Below are 24,712 nucleotides of genomic sequence, written 5' to 3' on the forward strand. Positions count from 1 at the left end.
TTGCGCCTTGTTTGTTTTCGATGCAACACGCCTGCATGCCCGAGGAGGGCTTCCCGCATGAATTCCGCAACCAGCGCCCGGGCCGGGCACGATGCCGGTTTCGCCACCGGCCTGTCGCTGATCCTGCCGATCGCGCTCTCGACGATGGGCGCGGTGCTGCTGGCGCCGATCGTGCCCAAGCTGTTCGAGCAGTTCCACGACATGCCCGACGCCGGCTACTGGATCCCCTCGCTGCTGTCGGTGCCGGCGCTGTGCATCGCCCTGTTCTCGCCGTTCGTCGGCGCGCTGGCCGACCGCATCGGCCGCCGCCGCCTGCTGATGGTCGCGATGGTGGTCTATTCGCTGTGCGGGATGGCGCCGCTGGTGCTGGACCACTTCGCGGCGATCTTCGCCAGCCGCGTCGGCGTGGGCATCTGCGAGGCGATCGTGATGACCTGCAGTACCGCCCTCATCGGCGACTGCTTCGATCCGGCGCGGCGCGACAAGTGGCTCGGCAGCCAGGCCGCGACCGCCTCGATCACCGCCTTCTTCATGTTCCCGATCGCCGGCAAGCTGGGCGACGCGCTGGGCTGGCGCGGGCCGTTCTTCATCTACGCCAGCGGCCTGCTGTTCCTGGTCGGCGTGGCCCTGTTCACCTGGGAGCCGGACCGGCGCACCGCCCATGGCGCGGTCGCGGAATCCGCGCCCGAACCGTTCCCGTGGGGGCACATGCTGACCGTGTGCCTGATCACCCTGGTCGGCGGCGTGATGTTCTACGTCATCCAGTTCCAGATGGCCTCGGCGATGGCGTCGCTGGGGGTCCAGTCGGCGGCGAACACCGGCCTGCTGATCTCGCTGGCCAGTCTCGGCGTGCCGGTCGGCGCGATCGCCTTCGGCTTCGTCAAGAAGCGGCTGGGCATCCGCGCGCTGCTGCTGATCGAATTCGCGATCATGGCCGTCGGCTTCTGGGGCATGGCCCATGCCGCGCAGCCGTACACCTTCATCGTGCCCGGCTTCCTCAATCAGATCGGCGCCGGCTTGATGTTGCCGACCCTGCTGACCTGGGCGATGCAGCCGCTGACTTTCCAGATCCGCGCGCGCGGCACCGGCATCTGGACCGGCACTTTCGCCATCGGCCAGTTCCTGAGCACGCTGACCTTCTCGTTCGTGATGGCGCACGTGGCCGGCATCCAGGCGGCGTTCGGCGTGTTCGCGGTCATCGCCGCGGTCACTTTCGTCGTGCTGGCGGTGGCGTGCATCCAGCGTGCGTGACCGCGGGAGTGCGCTTTAAGAACAGGAACATCACCGCAGCCGCCAGCAGGACTGCGCCCATGGCGTACAGCGCCTGCGTGTAATGGCCTCCAGCCTGCTCGTGCAGTTGCGAGGCCACCAGCGGGCCGGTGCCGGAGCCGATGACGAACGCCGAGAAGAAGGTCGAGTAGATCGCGCCATAGTGGCGCAGGCCGAAGTAGCGCGTGGTCAGGAAAGCGATGACGTCGACCTCCGCGCCCGAGGCCAGTCCGATCAGCATCGCCGCGACGAAGCCGCCCGCGCCGCCGGTGCTGGTGCTGAGCAGGAAGATCGCGACCAGCGGGAAGCACAGGAACAGCGCGGCGATGCGCGGCGCGGGGAACCGGTCCATCAGCCAGCCGGTGGACAGGCGTCCGAGCACCAACGCCATCCACAGTGACGCCTGCGCGTTGGCCGCGACCTGCGGCGAGTAGCCGCTTTCCTTGAGCAGCGGAACCAGATGCAGCATCAACGCCTGGATGCCGAAGCCGACCAGGAAGGCGACGGCGAGCAGCATCCAGTACGGGTGCGCGCGGCCGGCTTCGCGCAGGCTCGGTCCGTGCCGGCTTTCCGCGTCGCGTTGCGCCGTCGCGTCCCCGTCCACGTGCAGCCCCATGTCGGCCGGGCGGTTGCGGATCGCGAGCGCCATGACCGGCGTGACGACGAGCAGCAGAAATACGGCGAGCAGGGGAAAGGTCAGCCGCCATCCGACCAGGTCGAACAGGTGTTGCGCAGCCAGCGTCCACGCCACGCCGCCGACGCCGACGCCCGCCAAGGTCACTCCCAATGCAGTGCCGCGGCGGCGGTCGAACCAGTCGCCGATGACCTTGGTGAACGCCAGCCCGGTGTTGCCCGTGGCCAACGCAGCCAGCGCCGTGTAGCGCAGGTAGAACGGCAAGGGAGCGCGGTCGATCCAGTAGAACGAGGCGAGGATGATCGCTTGAATGATGAACGAGGCGATGATGACGCGGCGCGCGCCGATGCGGTCGATCAGCCGACCCAGCGACGGCGCGATGACGACCGTGGTCACGGTCGCCCAGACCGGCGCCTGGAATACCTGCGGCTGGGTCCAGCCCAGTTCCGCGCTCAACGGCCCCGCCAGCAGCCCCAGCGTGGACGGGATGAACACCGAGATGCCGCAGGCGAGGCCGAAGCCGCAGACCAGCGCCACGATCCAGCCGTGGAAGAACCCCGCCTTGGCGTTCATGCGGCCATCCCCTGCCTGTGCATGGTTGCGATCCTGACGATCGCGCTTGGATGCTTCACGGATACGACACCTCGGGTAATGATGATTGGCCGGCGCGACGCCGGTCGGTGCGGATCATTCGATTCCGGCGCCGGGCGATGCCGTTGCAAAACTCCCTTGTCAGGGAATATGATGATTATTCCAAGGTCGGCGCATGCGAAGTAAAGCTGCAACGCAGCATCGCGTGCCTTGCCGAAGCAGGCGCGAGCGCATGGCCGGCAGGTTCGTGAGCTACGAGGGAGGAAGCAATGAAGACATGCAGGACATGGACATTGTTGGTTGCTGCCGTTGTCGGCAGTGGCCTGGGCGGTGCCTCGGCGCAGAACGCTCCGCAACCCGCAAGCGGGCCGCCACCGCCACCGGCAAAGACATTGACTCTGGACAGCGCACTTGTTCTTGGCGCAGGGCGCGATCGCCGCGTGCCGCGCGCAGGGTTACACGGTCAGCGTCAGCGTGGTCGATTCCGCCGGTTTGGCCAAGGTCACCCTGGGCGCCGATAGCATCGGTCGCACTCTCACCACGGTGCGCAAGGCTGCCGCCGCGACTGCGTTCGCCGTGCCCGGTTCGGAACTGGAAGCGCGCGCGGCGAAGGACGCGGCATTTGCGGCCGAGGTGGCGGCCGACAGCCGGTACAACATCCACACCGGCTCGCTGCCGATCCGGGTCGGCGGCGAAGTTGTTGGCGGCATCGGCCTCAGCGGCGCGCCGACCCACGAACAGGACGAAGCCTGCGCGCGCAGCGCCTTGCGCAAATATCAGGGAGACCTCCATGTTTACACGCCGTGAGTTCCTGATCGCGTCGGCCGTTGCCATGGCGCTGGGTCGCCCCGGCTTGGCGAAGGCCGCAAGCAGCGCCGGCACGCTGGGCTTCAAACTGTTCGACGCGCATTGCCACCTGCGTACCGACGACTTGGTGAAGTATCCGCGCGCACCGAAGGTTCAGGGTGCCGGTGGTCCGCCCGGTTCCGACGACCCGCATGCCAACCACGACACGCCGAGCGTCGAAGCGGTGCTGGCGTGGATGGATGCCAACGACGTGGCCGGCGCCGCCACCGTCCAGCATCGCCTCAGCTACGGTTTCGACAACCGCTACATCCTCGATTCGGCCGATGCGCACCGGAATCGTCTGGTGCCGGTGTGCGTGCTCGATGCGGAAGATCCCGGCACGCCGGCGCGGATCGATGCTTATGTGCGCGACCATGGCCTGGCCGGCATCCGCCTGACCGGGCCGCAGGCCGGGGACGGTGCGTTTCCGTGGCTGAGTTCGCGGCAGGCGCTGGCCACATGGGCCGCGGCCAACAAGCATGGCCTGTGCATCGACGTGATGACCGTGCCGCCGGGCCGGAACCCGGCGGCCATCGCCGAGTTCTCCCATTTGGCTCGGCAATTTCCGAACGTGCGCCTGGTGCTCAACCACATCGGCTGGCTCGCGAACGAAGGCGCGCCGGACTTCGGCCTGAGCGCCGAGCAGGTCGCGTTGAAGGCGCAGAAGAACATCTACTACAAGTTCAGCACCATCAACATCGACCTGTTGCGCGAGGCGAAGCTGTCGCCGGCCGACACGCTGCGCCACGTCGTCGACGTGTACGACGCCGGCCACGTGCTGTGGGGCTCGGACATCGGCAATTCGGTCGGCCCCTACAGCCGCCTGGTGGACGCCATCGTCGCGGCTTCGGTGAAGTTGACGTCGGCGGAGAAACGCGCCGTGCTGCACGACACCGGCAAGCACGTCTATGCGCGCGGCGGATGGCGGGCCTGATACCGATTGCGCAAGAATGGTTTCTCTGTTTGGAATTCCCTGAATCGGGAAACGCGATGTTGCCATGCAGAATGCGCAAGCGCAGGTGCTGGGTTATAGATAAGCTCGGTTATCAGCAGTCGCGGCGGCCATGCGTTACCAGAAGCTCGATCTCAACCTCCTGTCCGCTCTCAAGGTGCTGCTGGAGAAGCGCAACGTCACCCGCGCCGGCGAATTGCTGCACGTGAGCCAGTCGGCCATGAGCGGCATCCTGGCGCGCTTGCGCGACTACTTCGAGGATCCGCTGATCGTCCAGGTCGGGCGCAGGATGGAACTCACCCCGCTGGCCGAAAGCCTGCTCGAGCCGGTGACCGACATCCTGGTACGGATCGACACCACCATCCACAGCCGGCCGGAGCTGGATCCGGCCAGCATGCGGCGCCATTTCACGTTCGTGGCTTCGGACTACGTGTCGGCCGTGCTTCTCTGCGACGTCCTGCGCGAGGTGCACAAGGAGGCGCCGGGCATTTCCTGGAAGTTCCGCCAGCCCAGTGCGCAGACCGCCAGCCAACTCGACAGCGGCGATGTCGATTTCATCATCTGCCCCGACGAGCACGCCTCCAGCACGCAGTCCAGAACCGTGCTGTTCGAAGACTCCTACGTCATCGCGGTCGATCGCGACAACGCCGAGATCGGCGACACGATTTCGCTGGACCAGTACATGGCCGCCGGACATGTGTCCTTCCAGGCGGGCAACGACGGCGTGCCGATGTTCGAATCCTGGTTCATCGACCGCTATGGCGAGCATGCACGGCGCATCGAGGTGAGCGTCAATTCCTTTCACCTGCTGCCGTACCTGATCGCCGGCACCAACCGGGTGGCGACGCTGCACGTGCGCATGGCCGACAGTTACCTGAGGAACCTGCCGTTGCGCCCGGTCAAGCCGCTGTTCGAGATGCCGCACCTGACGGAGGTGTTGCAGTGGCATCGCCATCGCGACCTCGACCCGGGTACGCAGTGGCTGCGCCAGAAGATCATCGCGATGGCGCAGAAGATGCCCGCGATCGACTCCCTGTATCCCTCGCTGCTGCCGTCCGCCGGCGAGTCGACGGCGGTGGTGCCCATGAAGCGCGCGCGCAAGCAAGCGCGCGGCTGACGCGCCGGCATCGACAAGGCCCGGTCCGCGCCGGGCTTTCCTTTTTCCGCGTTCGCCGATGCTGCGACGCAGCTTTACCACGCGGGGTCGGAATCCTATCTTATTCCCGATATTGGGAATAACTTAGGGACTGGATAGGACAAGTCGAACATGCTCGAGCTTTACCACGCCCTCGGATCCACCTGCAGCCAGCGCGTGCGCCAAGCGCTGGCCGAAAAGGAATTGCCCTGGACCAGCCGCCTGATCGACTTCGCCAGGGACGACCAACTGGCGCCGGACTACCTGCGGCTGAATCCGAACGGTCTGGTGCCCACGCTGGTGCATGACGGCGTGCCCGTCGTCGATTCCAGCGTGATCCTCGAATACCTGGAAGACGCGTTCCCGCAGCGTCCGCTGCGTCCGGCCGACGCGGTCGGCAAGGCGCGCATGCGCGAATGGTGCGCCTTCATCGACGAGGTGCCGACCCCGGCCGCGCGCGTGCCGTCCTTCCATTACCTGTTCAGCGGCGGCATCCGCAAGATGTCGCGCGATCAACTGCTCGCGATCGCCGAACGTCGTCCATTGCGGCGCGCGTTCTACCTGAAAATGGGGCAGCGCGGTTTTGCGAAAGAGGAATTGGTCGAGGCCGAGCGCCAGTTGCGCTATACCCTCGAACGGGCCGAGCAGTCCTTGCAGGCAACGTCTTGGCTGGCGGGCGATGCGCTCAGCCTCGCCGACATCAGCCTGCTGCCGACGTTGGCACGTCTGGAGGACCTGCGCATGGATACGCTGTGGGGCGATCTGGCTGCCGTGCAGGACTGGTACCGGCGCATCACCGCGCGCGCTTCGTTCGAGGCCGCCTACATGCCCGGCAGCAGAACCCTCCGCCCCGCGCGGGATTTCGACGACGATGGCGAGACGCACGCATGAGATGGTCGTGGTGCGGTTGATTTGCGCTTGAGGTCCCGGAACAATGCGGGCTGCCCGTGGCGTGCAATCCGCCCACATCCTGCCCACGCGAAGAGGTCCGGACATTGGAAAAGAAGAAGACGACCACGAAAGGCCGCGCGGCCGCTACCCCGCGTGATCGCCGCGCGATCGGACGCCCGCCGGCGGAGATCGGCGGGGTCGGCCGCGAGGGGCTGATCGAAAAGACCTGCGAACTGCTCAAGATCATGCCGCCGGCCAGCGTCACCCGCGCCGAAGTGGCACGCTATGCCAACGTCGATCCGTCGCTGATCCGCTACTACTTCCGCGATCGTTCGGCGCTGCTGGTCGCTGCGACCGAACGTCTGGCCGCGCGCTTCAAGCGGATGATCGAGGATACGATGAAGGCCTGCGGCGACGACCCCGAAGGCCTGCTGCGCGGTCGCATCAATGCGCTGATGGACTTGATCATTTCCTATCCGTTCTTCCACCGGTTGTTCGTCGAGGAATTGCTCGCCATCGGCACGCCGGAGGGTGCCAGGCTGTTCCGCGATCTGGCCCTGCGCGGCGTCGAGGGCTATCGCACGGTCATCGCCAAGGGCGTCAGGAAAGGCGTGCTGCGCGATGTCGATGCCGGTTACCTTTCGCTGGCCATCATCGGCATGACCGAGTTCTTCGTCGGCGGCACCGCGGTCCTCAAGGTCGTGCGGGGAGGCAGGATCGACCAGGCCAGGGCGGCCGACGAGTATCGCGAGTTCGTCATCGACCTGATCCTCAACGGATTGCGCGCCCCGGCCCGAGCCCCCGGCAAGGGCAGAAAAGAGAATATTCCCTAATCGAGGAATGTTGCAGTGCAAGTTGCATGCGCATTCGTTTGGCTTAATATTCTCTTATAGGGTAATTTAATCCGACCGGGCTGGGACGCCCGAGTGGCGGCCCGGATGGCCCGCGGTTCCGCGCGGGCGAAACGGTCGATGCAAATGCAAGAGTGAAGAACGTACCTGATCGGCCAGTCTCGTGGCTTGGCGGAAAACGGTTGTTGCGGCACAAGATTCCCTGATAGGGGAATTTAAGATAAAAGCTGTTTCAGGACGCGTGCCTGCACGGGTGCCGAACAGCGAGAGGCAAGACGAAGAAAAAAGCGGCAAGACAAATCAACAGCGAAACCTGGGAGGATCGAATGAAGACCGAAGCACTGTTGCTTGCAGGTTTGACCCTGACGGCAATTTCAACCGCCGTTGCCGCGCAAGATGCGGGAACGGAAAACAACTCCGCCGCGAAGGTGGCTGCGGACAATACGGCTGCGGACAAACAGGCGACGGGCCTTGCCGATGTCGTGGTCACCGCGGAGCGACACGAGGCCAGCGTGCAGAAGACGGCCCTGTCGGTCACCGCTATCGCCGGCGATACCCTCGCGAACGACGGCATCGGCAACATCAAGGACCTGATCACTTCGGTACCTGGCCTGTCGGTGACGCAGGCGACGCCCAATGCCAATCTGAGCCTGCTCGGCATCACCAGCGGCGGCGGCAACGCCTATGCCGATCCCAGCGTGTCATTCAACATCGGCGGCGTGAACATCGGTCGCCAGTACGGCACTTCCGCGGCCTTCTACGATCTGGCACGCGTCGAGGTGTTGAAGGGGCCGCAGGGCACGCTCTACGGCCGCAACGCCACTGTGGGGGCCGTGAACCTGATTCCGGCGCGCCCGGTCTTCGAGACCCAGGGGGACGTCGGAATCGAAGTGGGCTCCTACGATCTTTTCAAGGCCACCGGCATGTTCAACACGCCGTTGAGCGACCAGTTGGCGCTTCGTGCCGCGTTCCAGACCAACAAGCACGACGGCTATCTCTCGAACGGCTACAACGATGCGGACACGCAGGCCGGACGTTTGAGCGCGCTCTACGAACCGAACGACAAGCTGTCTGTCCTGGTGAGCGCCGATTATTTCCACGACGGTTCGCGGGGGCAGGGGACGATTTTCCTTTATCCGCTCAACACCACGGACAAATATCAGTTCTCCAATGATCCCTGGTTCGCCTACTCGCCCGCCGGATGCGGCGACGTCACGATCTGCCCGACGTTCGCCAACAGCGGCAAGGGCAACGTGAGCAGCACTTCGGTCGTCGCGAACAAATCGGTCGTCGGCAACGACGGATACATCGACAATACGCAACTCATCCTCAGTTCGGAAATCGTCGTCAAGTTCGACTTCGCCGACCTGACCATCATTCCGGCCTATGTCCACACCAAGGTCGATTTCGACAACTATTCGACCGGCTTCGAGCAAATCGTGGACAACGATGTCGAGCAGTACAGCCTCGAAGCGCGTCTGTCCTCCAATGGCGAAGGTCCGCTCAAGTGGGTGGCCGGCCTTTACTATTACGACGAGGCCCAGGACAACACCGGCATGTTCCTCGAACCGGCGGGCTACCAGACGATACGCAATCCCGACCTGACCGACCGCAGCTTCGCCGCGTTTGGTCAGGCCACGTATTCCCTGACCGATCGCTTCCGCCTCACCGGCGGCCTGCGTTACACCCGCGAGAAAAAGACCCAGGACGGGTACGTGATTCTCGACGATTACCAATGCAGCGACGCCGCGATCGCGGCGGGCGCCGTGGTGATGCCGGTCAGTTCCACGCTGACCAGCGGCGGCTGCAAGATCCCCAACGCCGGCACGCTCACCTTCAGCAACGTCAGCGGCAAGGTCGGGGCGGAATTCGACGTCGGCGCGCATTCGCTGCTCTATGCGAATGCCAGCACCGGCTTCAAGGCCGGCGGTTTCTTCGCGGGCCTTCCCGACAATACCTACAAGCCGGAGAAGCTGATCGCCTACGAGATCGGCAGCAAGAACCGTTTCCTGGACAACAAGCTGCAGGCGAATCTCAACGTCTTCTATTGGGACTACAGGGATCAGCAGATTTCGGTGCGTCTGCCGATCAATCCGGGCGGGACCACGGGCCGGCCGGTGAATGCCAACGGCAACCTTTATGGCTCCGAACTGGACCTGGTCTTCGCCCCGACCAGCGACGACCGCTTCAGTGCCGATGTCCTGTTCGAGAAAGGCAAGAATTACGAGTTCCCGGTCAAATCCACGCTGACTCTCTATGACCTGGATCGCCTCAACCTGCCGGAGTATTCGGTGACGCTGGGCTACGACCATACCTTCCACTTGGGCAATGGCGGCTTCCTGATCCCGCGCTTCACCTCGCACTACGAATCGGACACGTGGTTGCAGGCGCAGCATCTGCTCGGCAGTCATCGCAACGCATATCACCTGTCCAATTTCGAGTTGACCTACATGACCCCGAACAGCGCCCTGCGGGTGACCGCCTATGTCGACAACATGGAGAACGTGGCGGTGCTGTACACCGGAACGTCTGGCGGCATCTCGGGCGGATTGACCTACTCGCCGACCAACGTCAATTCCCTGTATGCGGCCATCGGTGCGCCGCGCACCTATGGCTTGCGGCTGAACTACGTGTTCTGACTGCGCGCGTGGCGGCCCGGAGGGCCTGCGGTTCTGGGAAATCGGACAATGCAAATGGCAAGAGTGAACAGCGTGCTGGTGGTCGGCGGCGGCATCGGCGGCCTGACCGCGGCCATCGCGCTGCGCCAGGCCGGCATCGCGGTCGACCTGGTCGAAATCAACACCGACTGGAAGGTCTACCACATCGGCATCGTGGTGCAGGCCAATTTCATCCGCGCGATGGCCGGCATCGGCATGGCCGACCGCATCGTCGCGGCAGGATTTCCCTATGGCAGCTTGGTGTTCCGCGACCTGCAAGGCGTTCCGGTCGTCGAACTCGAAGGAACCCGGCTGGCCGGGCCGCGCTATCCCTCGCACCTGGGCATGTCGCGTCCGCGCCTGCACGAGGTGCTGCTGGCTTCGGTCGCCGAGTCCGGCGCGCGGTTGCGGCTCGGGGCGACCTTCCGGTCGCTCGAACAGGATGCCGATGGCGTCGATGTGGAATTCACCGACGGCAGCCGCGGTCGTTACGACGTGGTGATCGGCGCCGATGGCATCTATTCAAAAGTGCGCGAGACCCTGTTCGGCGATGCGCTGAAGCCGGCCTACACCGGGCAGGGCGTGTGGCGCTACAACGTGCGGCGGCCGGAGGAACTGACCGGCTCGTTCGTGACGATGGGCTTGGAAGGCGGCAAGGCCGGGTTCATCCCGCTGAGCGAGGAAACCGGCTATGTCTGGCTGGTCACCACCGAGCCGGGCAACCCCTGGCACGAGCAGGCCACGCTGGCGCAACGCATGCACGACCACCTGTTGCCGTGTGGCGGGGTCATGGCGCGGTTGCGCGAGCAGATCGTCGATCCGCAGCAGGTGGTGTACCGGCCGCTGGAAAGCATCCTGCTGCCCAAGCCGTGGTATCGCGGCCGCATCCTGGTGATCGGCGACGGCGCGCACGCCACCACCCCGCATCTGGGCCAAGGCGCGGCGCAGGCGGTCGAAGACGCGGTGGTGGTCGCCCAGTTACTGGCGCGCGACGAACCGGTCGAGGCGTTGATGGCGCAGTTCATGGAGCGCCGCTACGAGCGCTGCAAGTTCATCGCCGAGGCTTCGTTGCAGATCGGCGCATGGGAACAGCATCCGACCCCGGACGAGGACGCGCCGGGCTTGACCCGGAAAATGCTGGAAGTGGTGGCCGCGCCGATTTGAGCGGCCGGCCAGGTTTTGCAAACCACTCTTTGGCTCGTCATTCCGGCGGAAGCCGGAATCCAGTTTTTGCTCTTCAGCTATCCGACGCGAAGATAAAAAGCCAAGGCTGGATTCCGGCTTTCGCCGGAATGACGGCACTTTTGATCTGGGGTGGAATCAAAGATCGGCGAGGGTGATGAAACGGGTTTGCAGATAGCCTTCGATCGCCTCGGCGCCGCCTTCGAAACCGTAGCCGGAGTCCTTCATGCCGCCGAACGGCGCTTCCGGGTGGCCGAGGCCGAAATGGTTGACCGAGACCATGCCGCTCTGCACCTGCGCCGCCACCGCTTGCGCGGTCTTGTGCGAGGCGGTGAACGCATAGGCGGACAGGCCGAACGGCAAGCGGTTGGCTTCGGCGATGGCTTCGTTGAAGCCGTCGAAGGCGTTGATCGGCACCAGCGGGCCGAACGGTTCCTCGTTCATCAGCCGCGCCTGCAAGGGCACGTTGGTGAACACGGTCGGGGCGAAGAAATTGCCCTTGTCGCCGATGCGTTTGCCGCCCAGTTGCAGCTTCGCGCCGTGCGTGATCGCGTCGGCGGTGAGTTCGCGCATCGCCGCCAGCCGGCGCGGATTGGCCAGCGGGCCCATCGTAGTGGCCGGATCGAGGCCGTCGCCGACCTTGACCGCGCGCGCGCCGTCGACGAAGGCGGCGACGAAGCGCTCGAACGCCGGCCGCTCGACCAGCAGCCGGGTCGGGCTGATGCAACTCTGGCCGGCGTTGCGGAACTTGTTGCCGGCCAGTGCGCGCGCGGCGGCCTCGACGTCGCAATCGGCGAACACCAGCACCGGCGCGTGTCCGCCCAGTTCCATCGTCGAAACCTTCATGTGCCGCGCGGCCTCGGCGGCCAGTTGCTTGCCGACCGCGGTCGAGCCGGTGAACGACACCTTGCGCACCGACGGATGCGGCACCAGAAATCCGGAGATTTCCGCCGGCACGCCGAACACCAGGTTCAGCACGCCGGCCGGCACGCCGGCATCGGCGAAGGCCTGCACCATCGCCGCCGAACAAGCCGGCGCTTCCTCCGGCGCCTTGACCATGATCGAGCAACCGGCGGCGAGTGCGCCGAGCACCTTGCGCACCAACTGGTTGATCGGGAAATTCCACGGCGAGAACGCTGCCACTATCCCGATCGGTTCCCTGACCACCAACTGGCTGACGTTGGCCGCGCGCGCGGGAATGCTGCGCCCGTAGAGGCGCGAGGCTTCGCCGGCCATCCATTCGCAGGTGTCGGCGCCGCGGTCGATCTCGCCCTTGGCCTCGGCCAGCGCCTTGCCCTGTTCCAGGGTCATCAATCGCGCAATGTCGTCGAGACGTTCGCGCAGCAGATGGCCGGCCTTACGCAGCACGGAGGCGCGGCTCAGCGCTGGCGTTGCGCGCCACACCGCCAAGCCGCGTTCGGCGGCAGCCACGGCGCGTTCGAGGTCGGCGCGGGTGGCGCGGGCGACCTGGCCGATGATTTCGTCAGTGGCGGGATTGCGCACTTCCAGCGTGGCGCCGTCGCCGGCGTCGCTCCACTGGCCATCGATGTAAAGCCGGGTATTCGGATACATGCGTTACTCCGTGCCGCGCTCAGGCGGGATGGGTCGGGCGGTAGCGGCGCACCGCGTCCGGGTGGGTGGAATCGACGCCCATGTACACGCCGCGCTCCCAACTGCGCTTGAGCGGGTCGGACACGTTGAGCTTCATGCAGCCAATTCCCTGAATGGAGATTTCAACGATTTCGCCGTCTTGCAGGAAACCCAGACCCTCGTGGTTGGTGCCGCAGGACAGCACGTCGCCGGTCTTGAGGGTCATGATGGTCGAGGCGAACTCGACGATCGCCGGCACCCGGTGCTCCATGTCGTCGGTGTTGTAGTTGTGGCGCAACTCGCCGTTGTTCCAGAACTGCACGTGCAGGTCGTTGGGCTCGGGGATTTCGTCGGCGGTGGCGATGCACGGGCCGAGCGGGGCGAAGGTGTCGAAGGACTTGCCTAGCCAGCTTGCGATCGGCTTGTTCGGCCACGTGGCGCGGCCGGATTCGCGCGCGGTGACGTCGATCAGGCAGGTGTAGCCGAACACGGCGTTGCGCCAGTTTTTCTGGGTCACGCGCTTGGCCGGGCCCTTGATGACCACGGCCAGTTCGGCCTCGTGCATGAACGCCCACGGCACGGTGAACTCCGGCAGCTCGATGGTGTCGCCTGGGCCGATCACCGCGTCGGGGTTCTTCAGGAACATGTTGAGTGGGCGCACGTCGCGCTGCGCGTGTTCCCAGTAGTTGGCGATGCAGTTGAGCATCTTGCCCGGGCGCGGCAGTGGCGGCAGCAGGCGCACCTGCTCCAGCGGCAATGCGCTGCCGTGATCGAGCAGCGATTGCAGCGCCGGGCGCAGCGCCTCGAAGGCGTCGATCCAGCCTTCCATGCGTGCCTGCGGCGAATGCGCCGCGGGGACGATCGCGTTGGCGTCGATCACGCCGGCATCGGTCAACAGGCCGGGGCGGGCGATGGCGTCGCCGGGCAACTGGAACAGCGCGAGCTTCATGAGGTTCTCCTGGCGGGTCGTCCGTGCGGCAATCCTATATTCTTTAATTGAGGAAATATGAAGCGGCCAATGCCGACGCGCAAGATGCAGCGCAGCATGGTTGCTCAGAGCGTGCCGGTGGTGGATTCGGGGCGCGGCTTTTCGACGAACTCGATCAGGTTGCCGCTGTTGTCGCGAATGAACACGTTGATGCCCTGCGGGAAGGTCTTGACCCAGACGATGTCGGCGCCGCGGCGCTCGAGTTCCTCGGCGAAGACGCGCGCGTCGTCGACCGCGAAGCTGAAGTGCTTGGTGCCGTGCGTGCGAAGGTCGAGGTTGGGCACGCGCCGGTCCTCCGGCAGCGGCGCGGCATCGGCCAACTGGAAGACTTCGATGTGCATCGGACCGTTGCCGAGCATCGCCACGTCGGCCGGGATCGAGGGCATGTGAAAGCGACGCAGCAACTCGAAGCCGAGCACGTCGCGATACCAGGCGATCGACGCCTCCAAGTCCGGCACGCTGATGCCGGCGTGGTGGTGCCAGAATTGCAGCGGCTGGCTCATGGACGCTCCAGGAACGAGACGAACCTGTGCTGCGGATCGTGACGCTGGCGCAAGGCTTCGAGGCGGGTGCGTGCCTGTTCGCTGAAATAGGCCGCCGGCCGCCGTGCCATGTTCTCGTCGTTGGTCTGCGCGCCGCAGGCCAGGGATTCGAGCTTGCGCATCTGCTCGACCGGCCAGCGGGTCATCGCCTCGTCCTGGGCGGGGTCATCCCACAGCGTGTACACGGCGATGTAGACCGTGGACTGCATCGACAGCGCCATGTCTTCGCGCTGGCGCGGCTTGCCCCAGTTCAGCCAGTAGATGTGGCTGCGCGGGGTGGGCAGGGTGGTGAACAGCTCGCGCACCGCCGGCACCAGTTCGGATGCGGGGGCGTTGGTGTTGATGTTGTCGCAGGCGAAGCGCAGGCCTTCCGGATCGGCCTCGCTGGCCATTTCGTAGAGTTCGCCCAGGGTGACCGGCGCTGCGCGCAGACGCACGCTGGCCTGGTCGGCGACCGGGCAGATGTCGAACAATGCGGCGGATTGTTCGGTCTCGGCATCGTTCTCGCCAAAGGAAATGCCCACCAACGACAGCTTCAGCGGGGTGCACTCGCCGTTTTCGTCGAAGCAGGCGGCGTTGGCGAACATTTCCAGGTGCGCCGGCACGTGCTCGGCCTGCGCGCGCAGCCAGGTCAGGGCGGCGTCGAGCTGGTCTTCGCCGACCACGATCACGTTGCGGGTGATGTGCGCCGGCCGGCGATGGATGCGCAGCGTGTAGCCGACCACCGCGCCGAAGAAGCCCGGGCCGGCGCCGCGCACCGCCCAGTACCAGTCGGCGTTGCGGTTCGCGTCGGCTTCGATGACTTCGCCGTCGGGCGTGACGATGCGCGCGGCCAGCACTTGTTCGGCGCCGTTGCCCCAGCGGCGCATGTTCCAGCCCCAGCCGCCGGCGAGCAGGAAGCCGCCCAAGCCGACGCTGTTGTGGTGGCCGCCGGGGAACATCAGGCCTTGTTCGCCCAGCGCCTCGTTGAGCACGCGCCCCTTCAGGCCGGGCTGCACCCACGCGCTCATCGTGTCCGCGTCGATGCTGAAATTGTTCAGGCGCGAGACGTCGAGCAGCAGCGCGCCGTCGCGCACATGTGGTGAAGTCCAGCTATGACCGCCGGAACGCACGCCGACTTGCAGGCCTTCGGCCTTGGTCAGTCGCATCGCTGCGACCACGTCAGCTTCGTCCTGCGCCAGCACCACCGCGGCGGGCGTGCGCGCGGGCTTGTTCATCCGCCACACGGCGGCGGCGACTGCCGCGTCGAAACCATCCTCGCCACGGCGCAGCAGGCGCGCACCGAGGTGCGTGACCGGATCGCCGCTGGCAGTAAAATCGCGTGTGGGAAACGGAGCGGACATCAACGCCTCATTCGATGATATGGGTCTCGTCGCCACTGGCCCCGCCTTCCATTTCATAGACCACCGCACCGCGCGGTTCCAGCATCGGGAGGGCGTGCATGGCGTTGACCAGATGATAGAGCGTGGGCAGGTCTTCCCATTTCGATTCGAGGAATTCGACCTTGCCCTTGCCGGTCTGGCGATGGGTGACGCGGCCGCTCCACGCCGGCGGCGTCAGCGTGGCGTATTCGACGTCGGCGGTGCCCCATTCGCCGGTGCGCGGCAGGTACTTGTACGACAGCAGACCCTTGTGCAGCGGGTCGGACGCTGGCGCCGGCGCGTCGCTCAAATCCCACGCCGAGATTTCGAGGAAGGGATGGTGCAGCCAGCTCAGCCGGGTGGCGACGGTGCCTTCGTGGTAGCGCAGCGGCGGCATTTCGCACCACAGCTTGTTGTGCCCCAATTCCTCGCGGCCGCTGAGGATCGGGTCGGCCAGGTCCTCGAAGCGCACCATCAGCAAGGTGCCATGGATCGGCCCGTTCTTGCCCTTGAAGATCGCCGGGATCTTGATGTCGCCCATGTTGTAGCCGCGCCCGGCCAGCCACGCCAGTTCCCACATGTAGGTGATCTCGACGGTGACCACCGGCTCGCCCCAGATCTCGAAGCAGTCCGGCAGGTGCGCGGCGAGCTTGACGGCGTCGGTCAGGTAACGCACCGCGATGGCCTTGCGCTTGGGCGTCTTCTCGAAATCGCATGTGAGGCCGGGCGGCCACTGGCGCGGGCCGGGCGTCGGGCCGAAGAACACGGGCATGCGGTAGTAGGAACCGCGTTTGGGGTCGAAGCTCATGATGGAATTCCTTTTAGGTACGCAATTCGAGTTCGTTGGGCAGCACCGCGCGCAATTCCGGGCTGAATTCGGCGCCGACCAGGATGAAGGCGACCCGGCACACGCGATCGGAACGGTTTTCCCAGGCGTGGTCGGTGCCGCGCTGGACGACGATGTCGCCGGCCTTCAGCAGCACTTCCGAGTCATCGAGGATCAGGTAAATCTCGCCTTCCAGCACGATGCCGTAATCGACCGAACGGGTACGGTGCATCATCGGGTGGCGGCCATCGGCGCGCGGCGGCAGCTTCTTGATGTGGCCGGGGTAGAAGTCGTTGAAGCGCACCTTGGTGCCGTTGCGCGCCGGCGGCAGCTTCATCGGGCCGGCGGTCGGTTCCGGTTCGTCGGCATGCAGCGGGGCCGGCGCGCCTTCGGTGTTCCAGATCTCGATGAAATCGACGTCCGTGCCCTTGTTGTGCACGTTCGGCGGCATGCCGTCGCGGAGGACGACGGATTTTCCGGTGGCATCGTGTCCGGTCACCACGCGGCGGGCTGGCTTGGTCATCGGCATTTTTCGCGGACAGGGAGGAGCGACGCTAAATTATCAAGAAAGGGAATTAAAGTTGCGGCGCAGCAAGCCGGCGCCTTGCCCGCCATGCCTCAGTCAGTTGGCCATCACCCCGCCATCGACCGGCAGGTTGGCGCCGGTGACCCAGCCCGATTCGTCGGATGCCAGGAATACCGCCGCCCAGGCGATGTCCTCGGGCTGGCCGAGTCGCTTCATCGGCACCCGCGCGAGGATGCGCTCGCGGATCTCGCCGTCGGTGCTGGCGCCGGCTGACTGGGTGGCCGGGGTCACCACCATGCCCGGCGAGATGGTGTTGGCGCGGATCGCCGGCGCGCCTTCGATCGCCAGTTGCCGGGTCAGCGCCAGCACCGCGGCCTTGCCGGCGCAGTGCGGGCCCATGCCGAAGTGAGTACTGGCGCGGAAGGCGTTGACCGAGGCGAAGTTGATGATCGAGGCCTTGCCGCTGGCCTTCAGCCACGGCCAGGCGTAGTGGCAGGCCAGCACCACCACGTCCGCTTCGCCGACCATCGTCGGCGTCCATTGGCGTTCGTAATCGATGTCCTCGATGCGCGCCATGTGTGGCGGAATCGCCGCGGCGTTGAGCAGCACGTCGATGCGTCCATGCTTGCCGGCGGCACGTTCGATCCAGCGCTTGACGTCGTTCGGTTGGGTGAGATCGACCGGATGCATGCTGTCGATGGTCAAGCCTTCGGCGGCGGCATCGGCGACGGTCTGCGCGGCGGTGGCCGGGTTGATGTCGCAGCCGATGATGGTGGCGCCGTGGCGGGCGAACATCAGCGCGCAGCCGCGGCCGATGCCGCCGCCGATGCCGGTGACCAGGGCGATCTTGTTTGCTAGGCGTTGGGACATGGGGGCTCCATGGGCAGGTAAGCTTCAGGCCGGACATGCGTCGGAATATATTCACCCGTCAGGGAATAAATCAAGCCGCAGTGCGCAAGCCTTGCCTGGCCGACATCCCGATTCAGGCATCGCCGCGCGCAATGCAAGCAATCGCGAGAAGCCGCTTCTCACATCGGCGCGCACGACCTAGCCTTGCATAGATAAAGCGGCTGAATTCCGGCCGGAAAGAGACCTGCCTGATGAACCAGATCACGAACCCGCGTGCGCCCGAAGCGCAATGGCCGGTCGCGTCCACGCCCGCCTCTTCCATCCGCACGGTGTTGATCGTCGGTGGCAGTGTGGCCGGCATGTCGTGCGCGCTGCAACTGCGCAAGGCCGGCGTGGACGTCCACTTGATCGACATCGACCAGAACTGGCGCTCCTACGGCGCCGGGTTGACCATCACCGGCCCCACCCTGCGCGCCTTGCGCAGCGTGGGCGTGCTCGACGAGGTGCTGGCGACCGGCGCGACCTGGAGCGGCGCCAAATTGCACGACCAGGAGGGCAACCTGCTGACCGAGATGTCGATCCCGCCGCTGGAGGACGGCCTGCCGGCCACCGGTGGCATCCTGCGTCCGGAACTGCACCGCATTCTGGCACGCCGCACCTTGCGGGACGCAGTGGAAGTGGATCTGGGCATCAGCGCGACCGACATGCGCGAGGAGGACGAAGGCATGCAGGTGTGGCTCAGCGACGGCCGCCAGCGCCGCTACGACCTGGTGGTGGGTGCCGACGGCCTGTACTCGCAGACCCGAGAGCGGCTGTTCCCCGACGCGGCCAAGCCACGCTTCACCGGCCAGGTGGTTTTCCGCCTGCTGGCGCGCCGGCCGGAGGGCTTCGATCGCTCGCATTTCTTCATGGGCCCCGACATCAAGGTGGGATTCAACCCGGTGTCGTCGACCCACATGTACATGTTCCTGCTCTATGCCGATCCGGAGAATCCGTGGCTGACGCCCGAGCAGCAGCGGCAGCGGCTGTACGCGAAGATGGAAGGCTTCGGCGGTTTCGTGCCGCAGATACGCAAAACCGTGTTGGGCGAGAATGCCGGCTCGATCAACTACAAGCCGCTGGAGATCCAGTTGCTGCCGCCGCCGTGGCATCGCGGTCGCGTGGTGCTGATCGGCGACGCGGCGCACGGCACCACTCCGCATCTGGCTTCCGGCGCCGGCATGGCGATCGAGGACGGCCTGGTCGTGGTCGAGGAACTGGGCAAGGGCGGCAGCATCGACGAGGCGCTGTCGCGCTTCACCGCGCGCCGCTTCGACCGTTGCCGGCACGTGGTCGAGAACTCGGTGAAGCTGGGCGAACTGGAGATGAACCATGGATCGCCGCTCGAACACAGCCGGCTGATGTCGGAGTCGCTGCAGATCCTGCGTGCGCCGATCTGATCCACGGGTTTTATTGGTGCCGCTTGTCCGAATCGAACGGACGACCTACCGCTTACAAGGCGGTTGCTCTACCAACTGAGCTAAAGCGGCGACGATGGGGAATCCGCATGGGGCCGGCCGGCGCGACGGTGCGGTTCCAGCGTTGCGCATTTTCGCACGAAACCCGCCGCTCAAAAACAATCGATCGGCTGCGCGTGCAATTCGCTGCGCGCGGGCACGTGGGCGCGCCAGTCGAATGCATCGTCGCCGTTCCGGGCAATGTCGATCCAGTAAATCGGCACTTCGTCGCTGCGCTGGGTCATCTCCGGCCTGAAGCCGAGCGAACGGATCTCGCCGAGGCGCTTCTCGGCGTTGCCCTGCTCGCGGAACAGGCCGAGCGAGATCGCGTTCGGCTGTTCGCCCGCGGTGACGACGTAGTAGTCGCTGATGCCTTTGCTCGAAAGCTGCCGCGCGATGTCCAGCGCGCGCTCGCGGTTGGCCGGCGCGGGCAGGTAGACCCAGTAGCCGCGCACCTCGGTGGCACGCGTTTCGCGGAACTGGATGCGCGCTGCGAGCGGCGTCAGCGCTTTTATCGCGGCACGCACGTCGGCTTGCGTTGCGAAGGTGCCGATCGACAGGCAGGTTTCCTTTTTCGGATCGGCGTCGCGCTTGGGTGGCGTCGGCGTCGCGGCGTCGGGTGCGGTGCTGTGGTCGAGTTCGCTGAGCAGCACGAGCCTGGCCACGCCGGCATCGGCGGCCGGCGCTTCGGCGACCGGCGCGCGCTGGGCAAAATACAGCCAGCACGCGGCGCCGATGTTGAGCGCAAGCAGCAGCAGGAAAAGAACGCGAACGAACATCGTGCGGGGCGGAGCGGCAGTGCGCGGATTCTAGCAGCCGGCCACGGCGATCACTTTCCGTCCGCGTCGGCGAAGTGGGCGAGGCCGCGCAGGACGAGGTCGGGTTCGTGGCGGTGTTCGAGTTCGAGCAGCGGCGCCAGGCGTCTGGCGCCGCCGCCGCAGAGAATCAGCGCGGGTACCGTGCCGAATGCGCCCTGTGCGCGGCGTGCGAAGCGCTCGATCAGCGCGACCGCCGCCAGCCAGGTGCCCGATTCGACCGCCGCCGCCGTGGTGTCGGCGAATTCGACGATCGGCGCCGGGGCCAGTTCGCCGAGGCGTGCGGTGCGTTCGAGCAGGGCCTGGCGCATCAGCGACGGTGCGGGCGCGATCAGGCCGCCGAGGTGCCTGCCGTCGGCGTCGACCGCGTCGAGCGCGAGTGCGGTGCCGCAGCTTGCGATCACCGCGGCGCCCGCCGATTCGCGATGTGCGGCGACCATGCCGAGGAAACGATCGACGCCGAGCCGTGCGGGCGCCGAGTAGGCGTTGCGCACGCCGCAGGCCGCGGCCGGGCTGCGCGCGTGGCGCACCGGCGCGGCGAAATGCGCGTTGAGCGACCGGGTCAGCGCCTGTTCGAGAGAGCCGGCGGCTACCGATGCGATCCAGACCGTATCTACGTCGGGTATATCTTTCCACAACGAAGAAAAATCTACTTTCGCGGCCGTGTCGTCGGCTGCTTCGCCTTGGTTCGTGTGCGCATGCGTCAGCGTTGCCCCACGATGCAGTTGCGCGCCGTCCCACAGCGCCCACTTGAGGCGCGAATTGCCGAGGTCGATCAGGAGTTTCATGCGATGCGAGGTTTGCGAATCCGGTTTTCTCAGGTGGCGCGGACGGATACTTCCGCGCTGTCGTAATGCGTTACCGTCTTGCCGTGGCGCACGATCAGCGCGCCACGCGCATCGACGCCGGCGGCCACGCCGTCGTGCGCCGAGCCTGTCGCGAGCACCCGCACGGGGCGATCGCGCAGCAAGTCGTGGCGTGCGTAGGCTTCGACCGAGGCGGCGAAGCCCTGCATTTCGAAGCGGTCGAGCGCCGCGACGAGGCGTTCGATCAGGCAGGCTGCGAGCCGGTTGCGGGAAGGCATTTCGCCGCCGAGGGCGGCGACGTCGATCGCGGGCTGGTCGATGCGCGCGCGCGCCTGCGGCGGCAAGCGCAGGTTGATGCCGATGCCGATCACCGCGTGGCAGGGGCCAAGGAATTCGCCGCCGAGTTCGACGAGGATGCCGGCGAGCTTGCGGCCGTCGACGAGTACGTCGTTCGGCCATTTGAGCCCGACTCCGGCAACGCCGCAGTCGGCCAAGGCGTCGACGACGGCGATGCCGGCGACGAGGCTCAGTCCCGACAGCGCCGCCATGCCCGCCTCGAAGTGGCGCAGCAGGGAAAAGTACAGGTTTCCGCCGAGCGGCGATTGCCATGCGCGGCCACGCCGGCCGCGGCCGGCGGTTTGCGTCTCCGCAAGGCAGACTTCGATCATGTCGGAGCCGGCCGCGGCGCGGCGTTGCAATTCGGTGCTCGTCGAGTCGATCTGCCAGTGCACGGCGAGCGTTTGTAGGCGTTTGCGCGTCGCCGCGCCGAGCCCGTCGCGGATGCGGCCGGTGTCGAGCAGTTCGAGCGGCCAGGCGAGGCGGTAACCGCGGCCGGCCGCGGCCTCGATCGGTGCGCCAAGTTCGCGCAGCTGTTCCATCTGCTTCCACACGGCGGCGCGGGTCACGCCGAGCCGTCGCGCGAGTTCGGCGCCCGACAGCGTGCGGTCCGCGGACAGCGCGGCGAGCAGGGCGTGCGGTTCGATGGCCATCCGCCGATCATAGTGCATCGTCGCGACGCCCCGGCGATGCAACCGTTGGCGCCGTGGCGGCATCTGTATCGGCCGCTGGCCTCGCCTGTCCGGATGTCCGTTTGCGGACAGGCGGACAGGCGGTGGCTGTGTGCCCCGGCATTGATCGAAAAGGGTTTTTCCCCTGGCACGATTGCTGCTGAAGTTTTTCGCAAGACACTGTTCGCAAGGCACTGGCGCCGCCGTTGCGGGCATGCGACCATCGTCCACTTGAGCAAGATCGAATCACCGGTGACCCCATGTCCAGACGCAACGTCGTATTCGCAGTCTTGCCGATCTTTTTCGTCGCCGGGTTCCATTCGACGAAAGCGCTTTGTTGCGATGCCGATGGCATCGGCACGACCAAGCAGCAGACCGTGGCGGCAGCGACGGTGCAGTCCGCACCGACGCCCGCCAAGCAACCGGCGCCGGCGCCCGGGCCCGACGTGGCTAAGGCCCAGCCTGCCGTGACGGCCGGGGCCGCGGTGTCCAATGACGACGCGGGCAACAATCTCGGCGACGGCGTTGCCGCCGGCACGCGCCGGCGCGGATTGCGCTGGCAGTCGTTCCTGCCCGGCGTCATCAAGTAGCCGATCACAGCGTCGGAATGTCGAACTCCGCCGCGAGCGTGGCAAGCCAGCGGTCGCTCGCCGCGCTGCCGCGCGCGTGTACCGATTCGATCGCATAACCGACCAGCCATTCGCGCAGGCGCGTTTCGACGCGCGCGAGCGCATCGGCATCGCGGCCGATTTCGACGCCGTCCTCGGCGTGCAATGAAACGCCCTCAAGCCGATACAGGCCGACGCGATCGCCGTCGTTGCGCAGCAGAAAGCATTCCTGGCTGCGCGAGAGCGTGGCGAGAAGCTTGGCCGTCGCGGTGTCCTGCGGATCGGCCGCGAGCAGCAGGCGCGGTTTCGGCGGCGGCTTCGCGCGGGTGGCATCGCCGTCGGCGTAAATGCGGCGCACGCGCCAGTCGAGCACGCGGCGCTCGAAGCTCCACAGCGCCGCACCGACTTCGCGTTCGTAGTGCGGATAACGCTCGCGCAGCACGGCCATGCCCTGCGCGCCGAGCGCCGCACGGCGCTGGTCGCCGAAGCTCGCGCTGCGCTCGTGGTGGACGAGCACGTTGCCGGCAATGATGTTTCGATAGCCGGCGCGCTCCGCGCGCTGGCAGAAATCGTTTTCCTCGCCGTAGCCCTGCGGGAATGCGGCTTCGTCCATCGGCCCGACGCGCGCGATCAGCACGCGCTTGACGTACATGCAGAAGCCGTTGCCGGTGGGCAGTTGCGGATAGCGCGTGCCGGCCTGTTGCAACAGCGCGCGTTGCGCCTGTACGAGCGTCCAGCGCGCGGGAATCGGACAATGGCGTTCGAGTTCGGGCACGCTGAACGCGCCGGCGTTGTCCGACACCGCGGTGACCGTGCCGATGTCGTCCGCGCCGTAAGCCGCGATCTTGAGTGCCGCAAGCCAGCGTGGCCCGACGACGGTGTCGCTGTTGAGCAGCACCACGTCGTCGCCGCCCGCCAGGCGCATGCCGATGTTGACGCTGGCGGTGTAGCCGCGGTTGCGCTCGTTGCGGTGGACATGCACTTGCCGGTGCTTCGCCGCGGCATCGAGAATCGGTGCGATGTGCGTATCGGTGCTGGCGTCGTCGATCAGGATCAACCGTGCGTTTGGCGAATGGCGCAGCAGCGACTCGATGCAGTTTTTCACCGCGTGGGGCGAATTGTGGATCGGAACGACGACGCTGATCCTCGGCAATTCCGGTAGCGGCGCGACCGGCAGGCGCGGCGTGGCGGCCAGCTTGGCGAGACCGCGCGGTGCCCAGGGCGCAGTCGGAGTCGAGGGCGCCGCCGCCGGGTCGCCGAGGCGGACATCCCAGCCGGGCAGCAGGTAGGGCGAGTCGTGAATGTCCGTCACGATCACGCCGAAATGCAATGCGTCGTGGCCGCTCGGCGACCACGGGAATTCGAATTCGAACTCCCGTTCGCCTTCGTGCGATGCGGGAAAGCGCGCGAAGACGACGCCGTCGAGCGTCAGTTCGGTCGCCGGCAATCCGGCGAGGTCGCCGGCGATGCGCCAGCGCAGCACGCTGCCGTTCCAGCCCAGCCATTCCGCGCGCCATTGCGCCGCTTCCATCGCCCACCTTGTCCGGTCGAAAGACCTGGGCAAGCATAGCGGACTTGCGCCGTTCGCGTATGCGCCGGATGTCGTCGCGGTTGCTCCGGTTGCTACGCAGCGCGCTCGCAGACGATCAGCCAATTGTTGAACGGCAGGCGTCCGCTCAGCGGCGCGAAGTGCGCGAGCAGGCCGCAGCGTGCGAGCTGCGCGGCGAGTTCCGCGCGCTTCGGATACTGCTTCGGCGCAGCGTTCATCCAGCCGACCCGGCGCGAGAATGCGTCGACCGTACGCGTGAAGCGCGTGCGCGCATCGGCGTCGTCGAGTCCGCTGCGGATCACGAGGCGCGCGCCCGGCGCGATGCAGGCCGCGGCGCGTTCGACAAGTGCGGACGCCGCCTGCGGCGGCACGAACTGCAGCACGTCGAGCAGGGCCACGCTGCCGCGATGCGGCGGGAGTGGGGCGTTGGCAAGATCGATGCAGTCGTAGTGTGTCGCGTGCAGGTTCGCGCGTACCGCGGCATCTTGCGCCGCGGCGATTTTCCCCGCATCGTTGTCGATGCCGAGGTAGCAGCCCGCGAAGCCCTGTGCACGCAACGTGTGTGCGAGCAAGCCGATGCCGCAGCCGAGGTCGAGCAGCGGCGCGTCGGTGCCGCGCAGCGCGGTGCCCACGCCGTCGTAGACCGGGTCACTTGCCAGTTTGCAGCGCGCGTACCAGTAATACCGGCGCTGCGGAAGATACGCTGTGGCAGTCAGGCGGGGGGATGCCCGGTTCACGGCG

23 protein-coding genes and 1 tRNA gene are annotated in these 24,712 nt (G+C 66.3%); 10 read left to right on the forward strand and 14 right to left on the reverse strand.

Annotated elements, in window-relative coordinates; genetic code table 11:
* Nucleotides 1-57 precede the first annotated feature (57 nt).
* Nucleotides 58-1,251, forward strand: a complete 1,194-nt coding sequence (locus QM741_RS07745; protein ID WP_415207138.1) for an MFS transporter — start codon at nt 58-60, stop codon at nt 1,249-1,251.
* Here the strand turns inward: QM741_RS07745 and QM741_RS07750 are convergent.
* The gene (locus QM741_RS07750) at nt 1,208-2,476 is read right to left on the reverse strand and encodes an MFS transporter (protein WP_415207139.1); all 1,269 of its coding nucleotides are present in this window, start codon (nt 2,474-2,476) and stop codon (nt 1,208-1,210) included. The genes QM741_RS07745 and QM741_RS07750 overlap by 44 nt on opposite strands.
* Nucleotides 2,477-2,905: 429 nt before the next feature.
* Between QM741_RS07750 and QM741_RS07755 the strand changes: the two genes are divergently transcribed.
* The 7 genes from QM741_RS07755 to QM741_RS07785 all read left to right on the forward strand — a co-directional run bounded on the left by QM741_RS07755 (nt 2,906) and on the right by QM741_RS07785 (nt 10,990).
* Nucleotides 2,906-3,301 carry a heme-binding protein gene (locus QM741_RS07755; RefSeq protein ID WP_415207140.1) on the forward strand — a complete coding sequence of 132 codons (396 nt, stop codon included), beginning with the start codon at nt 2,906-2,908 and terminating at the stop codon, nt 3,299-3,301.
* On the forward strand, nt 3,285-4,274 hold the full coding sequence (locus QM741_RS07760; protein ID WP_415207141.1) for an amidohydrolase family protein: 990 nt from the start codon (nt 3,285-3,287) through the stop codon (nt 4,272-4,274). The genes QM741_RS07755 and QM741_RS07760 overlap by 17 nt, the downstream gene beginning before the upstream one ends.
* A 130-nt stretch (nt 4,275-4,404) precedes the next feature.
* On the forward strand, nt 4,405-5,409 hold the full coding sequence (locus QM741_RS07765; protein WP_415207142.1) for a LysR family transcriptional regulator: 1,005 nt from the start codon (nt 4,405-4,407) through the stop codon (nt 5,407-5,409).
* Nucleotides 5,410-5,559: 150 nt separating this feature from the next.
* Nucleotides 5,560-6,318 carry a glutathione S-transferase family protein gene (locus QM741_RS07770; RefSeq protein WP_415207143.1) on the forward strand — a complete coding sequence of 253 codons (759 nt, stop codon included), beginning with the start codon at nt 5,560-5,562 and terminating at the stop codon, nt 6,316-6,318.
* Nucleotides 6,319-6,422: 104 nt separating this feature from the next.
* Nucleotides 6,423-7,151 carry a TetR/AcrR family transcriptional regulator gene (locus QM741_RS07775; protein WP_415207144.1) on the forward strand — a complete coding sequence of 243 codons (729 nt, stop codon included), beginning with the start codon at nt 6,423-6,425 and terminating at the stop codon, nt 7,149-7,151.
* 344 nt (nt 7,152-7,495) lie between these two features.
* Nucleotides 7,496-9,808, forward strand: a complete 2,313-nt coding sequence (locus QM741_RS07780; protein ID WP_415207145.1) for a TonB-dependent receptor — start codon at nt 7,496-7,498, stop codon at nt 9,806-9,808.
* Between the two features lie 54 nt (nt 9,809-9,862).
* Nucleotides 9,863-10,990: an FAD-dependent oxidoreductase gene (locus QM741_RS07785; protein ID WP_415209093.1), complete on the forward strand. Its 1,128-nt coding sequence runs from the start codon at nt 9,863-9,865 to the stop codon at nt 10,988-10,990.
* Nucleotides 10,991-11,146: 156 nt separating this feature from the next.
* Here the strand turns inward: QM741_RS07785 and QM741_RS07790 are convergent, their stop codons facing one another.
* From QM741_RS07790 to QM741_RS07820, 7 genes are all read right to left on the reverse strand, one after another.
* Nucleotides 11,147-12,580: an NAD-dependent succinate-semialdehyde dehydrogenase gene (locus QM741_RS07790; protein ID WP_415207146.1), complete on the reverse strand. Its 1,434-nt coding sequence runs from the start codon at nt 12,578-12,580 to the stop codon at nt 11,147-11,149.
* A 19-nt stretch (nt 12,581-12,599) separates the two neighbouring features.
* A complete protein-coding gene (locus QM741_RS07795; protein WP_415207147.1) occupies nt 12,600-13,547 on the reverse strand; it encodes a fumarylacetoacetate hydrolase family protein in 948 nt (315 codons plus the stop codon).
* 104 nt (nt 13,548-13,651) lie between these two features.
* On the reverse strand, nt 13,652-14,089 hold the full coding sequence (locus QM741_RS07800; RefSeq protein ID WP_415207148.1) for a VOC family protein: 438 nt from the start codon (nt 14,087-14,089) through the stop codon (nt 13,652-13,654).
* On the reverse strand, nt 14,086-15,471 hold the full coding sequence (locus QM741_RS07805; protein WP_415207149.1) for an FAD-binding oxidoreductase: 1,386 nt from the start codon (nt 15,469-15,471) through the stop codon (nt 14,086-14,088). The genes QM741_RS07800 and QM741_RS07805 overlap by 4 nt, the downstream gene beginning before the upstream one ends.
* A gap of 7 nt (nt 15,472-15,478) precedes the next feature.
* Complete coding sequence (locus QM741_RS07810) at nt 15,479-16,297, reverse strand: acetoacetate decarboxylase family protein (protein WP_415207150.1); 819 nt, start codon at nt 16,295-16,297, stop codon at nt 15,479-15,481.
* 13 nt (nt 16,298-16,310) lie between these two features.
* A complete protein-coding gene (locus tag QM741_RS07815) occupies nt 16,311-16,838 on the reverse strand; it encodes a cupin domain-containing protein (RefSeq protein ID WP_415207151.1) in 528 nt (175 codons plus the stop codon).
* Nucleotides 16,839-16,937: 99 nt separating this feature from the next.
* The gene (locus QM741_RS07820) at nt 16,938-17,711 is read right to left on the reverse strand and encodes an SDR family NAD(P)-dependent oxidoreductase (protein WP_415207152.1); all 774 of its coding nucleotides are present in this window, start codon (nt 17,709-17,711) and stop codon (nt 16,938-16,940) included.
* A 230-nt stretch (nt 17,712-17,941) separates the two neighbouring features.
* Here QM741_RS07820 and QM741_RS07825 point away from each other — a divergent pair, with 230 nt between their 5' ends.
* Nucleotides 17,942-19,129 carry an FAD-dependent oxidoreductase gene (locus QM741_RS07825; protein ID WP_415207153.1) on the forward strand — a complete coding sequence of 396 codons (1,188 nt, stop codon included), beginning with the start codon at nt 17,942-17,944 and terminating at the stop codon, nt 19,127-19,129.
* A gap of 14 nt (nt 19,130-19,143) precedes the next feature.
* Here the strand turns inward: QM741_RS07825 and QM741_RS07830 are convergent.
* From QM741_RS07830 to QM741_RS07845, 4 genes are all read right to left on the reverse strand, one after another.
* A tRNA-Thr gene (locus QM741_RS07830) sits at nt 19,144-19,219 on the reverse strand.
* Between the two features lie 80 nt (nt 19,220-19,299).
* Nucleotides 19,300-19,965 (reverse strand): SPOR domain-containing protein, encoded by a 666-nt coding sequence (locus QM741_RS07835; RefSeq protein WP_415207154.1) that lies wholly within the window; start codon nt 19,963-19,965, stop codon nt 19,300-19,302.
* A gap of 50 nt (nt 19,966-20,015) precedes the next feature.
* On the reverse strand, nt 20,016-20,789 hold the full coding sequence (locus QM741_RS07840) for a type III pantothenate kinase (protein ID WP_415207155.1): 774 nt from the start codon (nt 20,787-20,789) through the stop codon (nt 20,016-20,018).
* 29 nt (nt 20,790-20,818) lie between these two features.
* Complete coding sequence (locus QM741_RS07845; protein WP_415207156.1) at nt 20,819-21,796, reverse strand: biotin--[acetyl-CoA-carboxylase] ligase; 978 nt, start codon at nt 21,794-21,796, stop codon at nt 20,819-20,821.
* Nucleotides 21,797-22,074: 278 nt separating this feature from the next.
* Between QM741_RS07845 and QM741_RS07850 the strand changes: the two genes are divergently transcribed.
* Nucleotides 22,075-22,404 carry a hypothetical protein gene (locus QM741_RS07850; protein ID WP_415207157.1) on the forward strand — a complete coding sequence of 110 codons (330 nt, stop codon included), beginning with the start codon at nt 22,075-22,077 and terminating at the stop codon, nt 22,402-22,404.
* Between the two features lie 4 nt (nt 22,405-22,408).
* Here the strand turns inward: QM741_RS07850 and QM741_RS07855 are convergent, their stop codons facing one another.
* Entirely contained in the window at nt 22,409-23,953 is a 1,545-nt protein-coding gene (locus QM741_RS07855) for a glycosyltransferase family 2 protein (protein WP_415207158.1), read from the reverse strand.
* Nucleotides 23,954-24,045: 92 nt separating this feature from the next.
* The gene (locus QM741_RS07860) at nt 24,046-24,708 is read right to left on the reverse strand and encodes a class I SAM-dependent methyltransferase (RefSeq protein WP_415207159.1); all 663 of its coding nucleotides are present in this window, start codon (nt 24,706-24,708) and stop codon (nt 24,046-24,048) included.
* Nucleotides 24,709-24,712 lie beyond the last annotated feature (4 nt).

This window comes from Rudaea sp., assembly GCF_047601565.1.
GTDB lineage: Bacteria > Pseudomonadota > Gammaproteobacteria > Xanthomonadales > Rhodanobacteraceae > Rudaea.

Bases quoted from the DNA above. Each gene is read 5' to 3' on its own strand.
- QM741_RS07750 (WP_415207139.1), bottom strand. From the start codon at position 2,476: ATGAACGCCAAGGCGGGGTTCTTCCACGGCTGGATCGTGGCGCTGGTC.
- QM741_RS07855 (WP_415207158.1), bottom strand. From the start codon at position 23,953: ATGGAAGCGGCGCAATGGCGCGCGGAATGGCTGGGCTGGAACGGCAGC.
- QM741_RS07815 (WP_415207151.1), bottom strand. From the start codon at position 16,838: ATGACCAAGCCAGCCCGCCGCGTGGTGACCGGACACGATGCCACCGGA.
- QM741_RS07780 (WP_415207145.1), top strand. From the start codon at position 7,496: ATGAAGACCGAAGCACTGTTGCTTGCAGGTTTGACCCTGACGGCAATT.
- QM741_RS07805 (WP_415207149.1), bottom strand. From the start codon at position 15,471: ATGTCCGCTCCGTTTCCCACACGCGATTTTACTGCCAGCGGCGATCCG.
- QM741_RS07770 (WP_415207143.1), top strand. From the start codon at position 5,560: ATGCTCGAGCTTTACCACGCCCTCGGATCCACCTGCAGCCAGCGCGTG.
- QM741_RS07795 (WP_415207147.1), bottom strand. From the start codon at position 13,547: ATGAAGCTCGCGCTGTTCCAGTTGCCCGGCGACGCCATCGCCCGCCCC.
- QM741_RS07745 (WP_415207138.1), top strand. From the start codon at position 58: ATGAATTCCGCAACCAGCGCCCGGGCCGGGCACGATGCCGGTTTCGCC.
- QM741_RS07850 (WP_415207157.1), top strand. From the start codon at position 22,075: ATGTCCAGACGCAACGTCGTATTCGCAGTCTTGCCGATCTTTTTCGTC.
- QM741_RS07835 (WP_415207154.1), bottom strand. From the start codon at position 19,965: ATGTTCGTTCGCGTTCTTTTCCTGCTGCTGCTTGCGCTCAACATCGGC.
- QM741_RS07760 (WP_415207141.1), top strand. From the start codon at position 3,285: ATGTTTACACGCCGTGAGTTCCTGATCGCGTCGGCCGTTGCCATGGCG.
- QM741_RS07790 (WP_415207146.1), bottom strand. From the start codon at position 12,580: ATGTATCCGAATACCCGGCTTTACATCGATGGCCAGTGGAGCGACGCC.
- QM741_RS07840 (WP_415207155.1), bottom strand. From the start codon at position 20,789: ATGAAACTCCTGATCGACCTCGGCAATTCGCGCCTCAAGTGGGCGCTG.
- QM741_RS07820 (WP_415207152.1), bottom strand. From the start codon at position 17,711: ATGTCCCAACGCCTAGCAAACAAGATCGCCCTGGTCACCGGCATCGGC.
- QM741_RS07825 (WP_415207153.1), top strand. From the start codon at position 17,942: ATGAACCAGATCACGAACCCGCGTGCGCCCGAAGCGCAATGGCCGGTC.
- QM741_RS07845 (WP_415207156.1), bottom strand. From the start codon at position 21,796: ATGGCCATCGAACCGCACGCCCTGCTCGCCGCGCTGTCCGCGGACCGC.
- QM741_RS07785 (WP_415209093.1), top strand. From the start codon at position 9,863: ATGGCAAGAGTGAACAGCGTGCTGGTGGTCGGCGGCGGCATCGGCGGC.
- QM741_RS07810 (WP_415207150.1), bottom strand. From the start codon at position 16,297: ATGAGCTTCGACCCCAAACGCGGTTCCTACTACCGCATGCCCGTGTTC.
- QM741_RS07765 (WP_415207142.1), top strand. From the start codon at position 4,405: ATGCGTTACCAGAAGCTCGATCTCAACCTCCTGTCCGCTCTCAAGGTG.
- QM741_RS07800 (WP_415207148.1), bottom strand. From the start codon at position 14,089: ATGAGCCAGCCGCTGCAATTCTGGCACCACCACGCCGGCATCAGCGTG.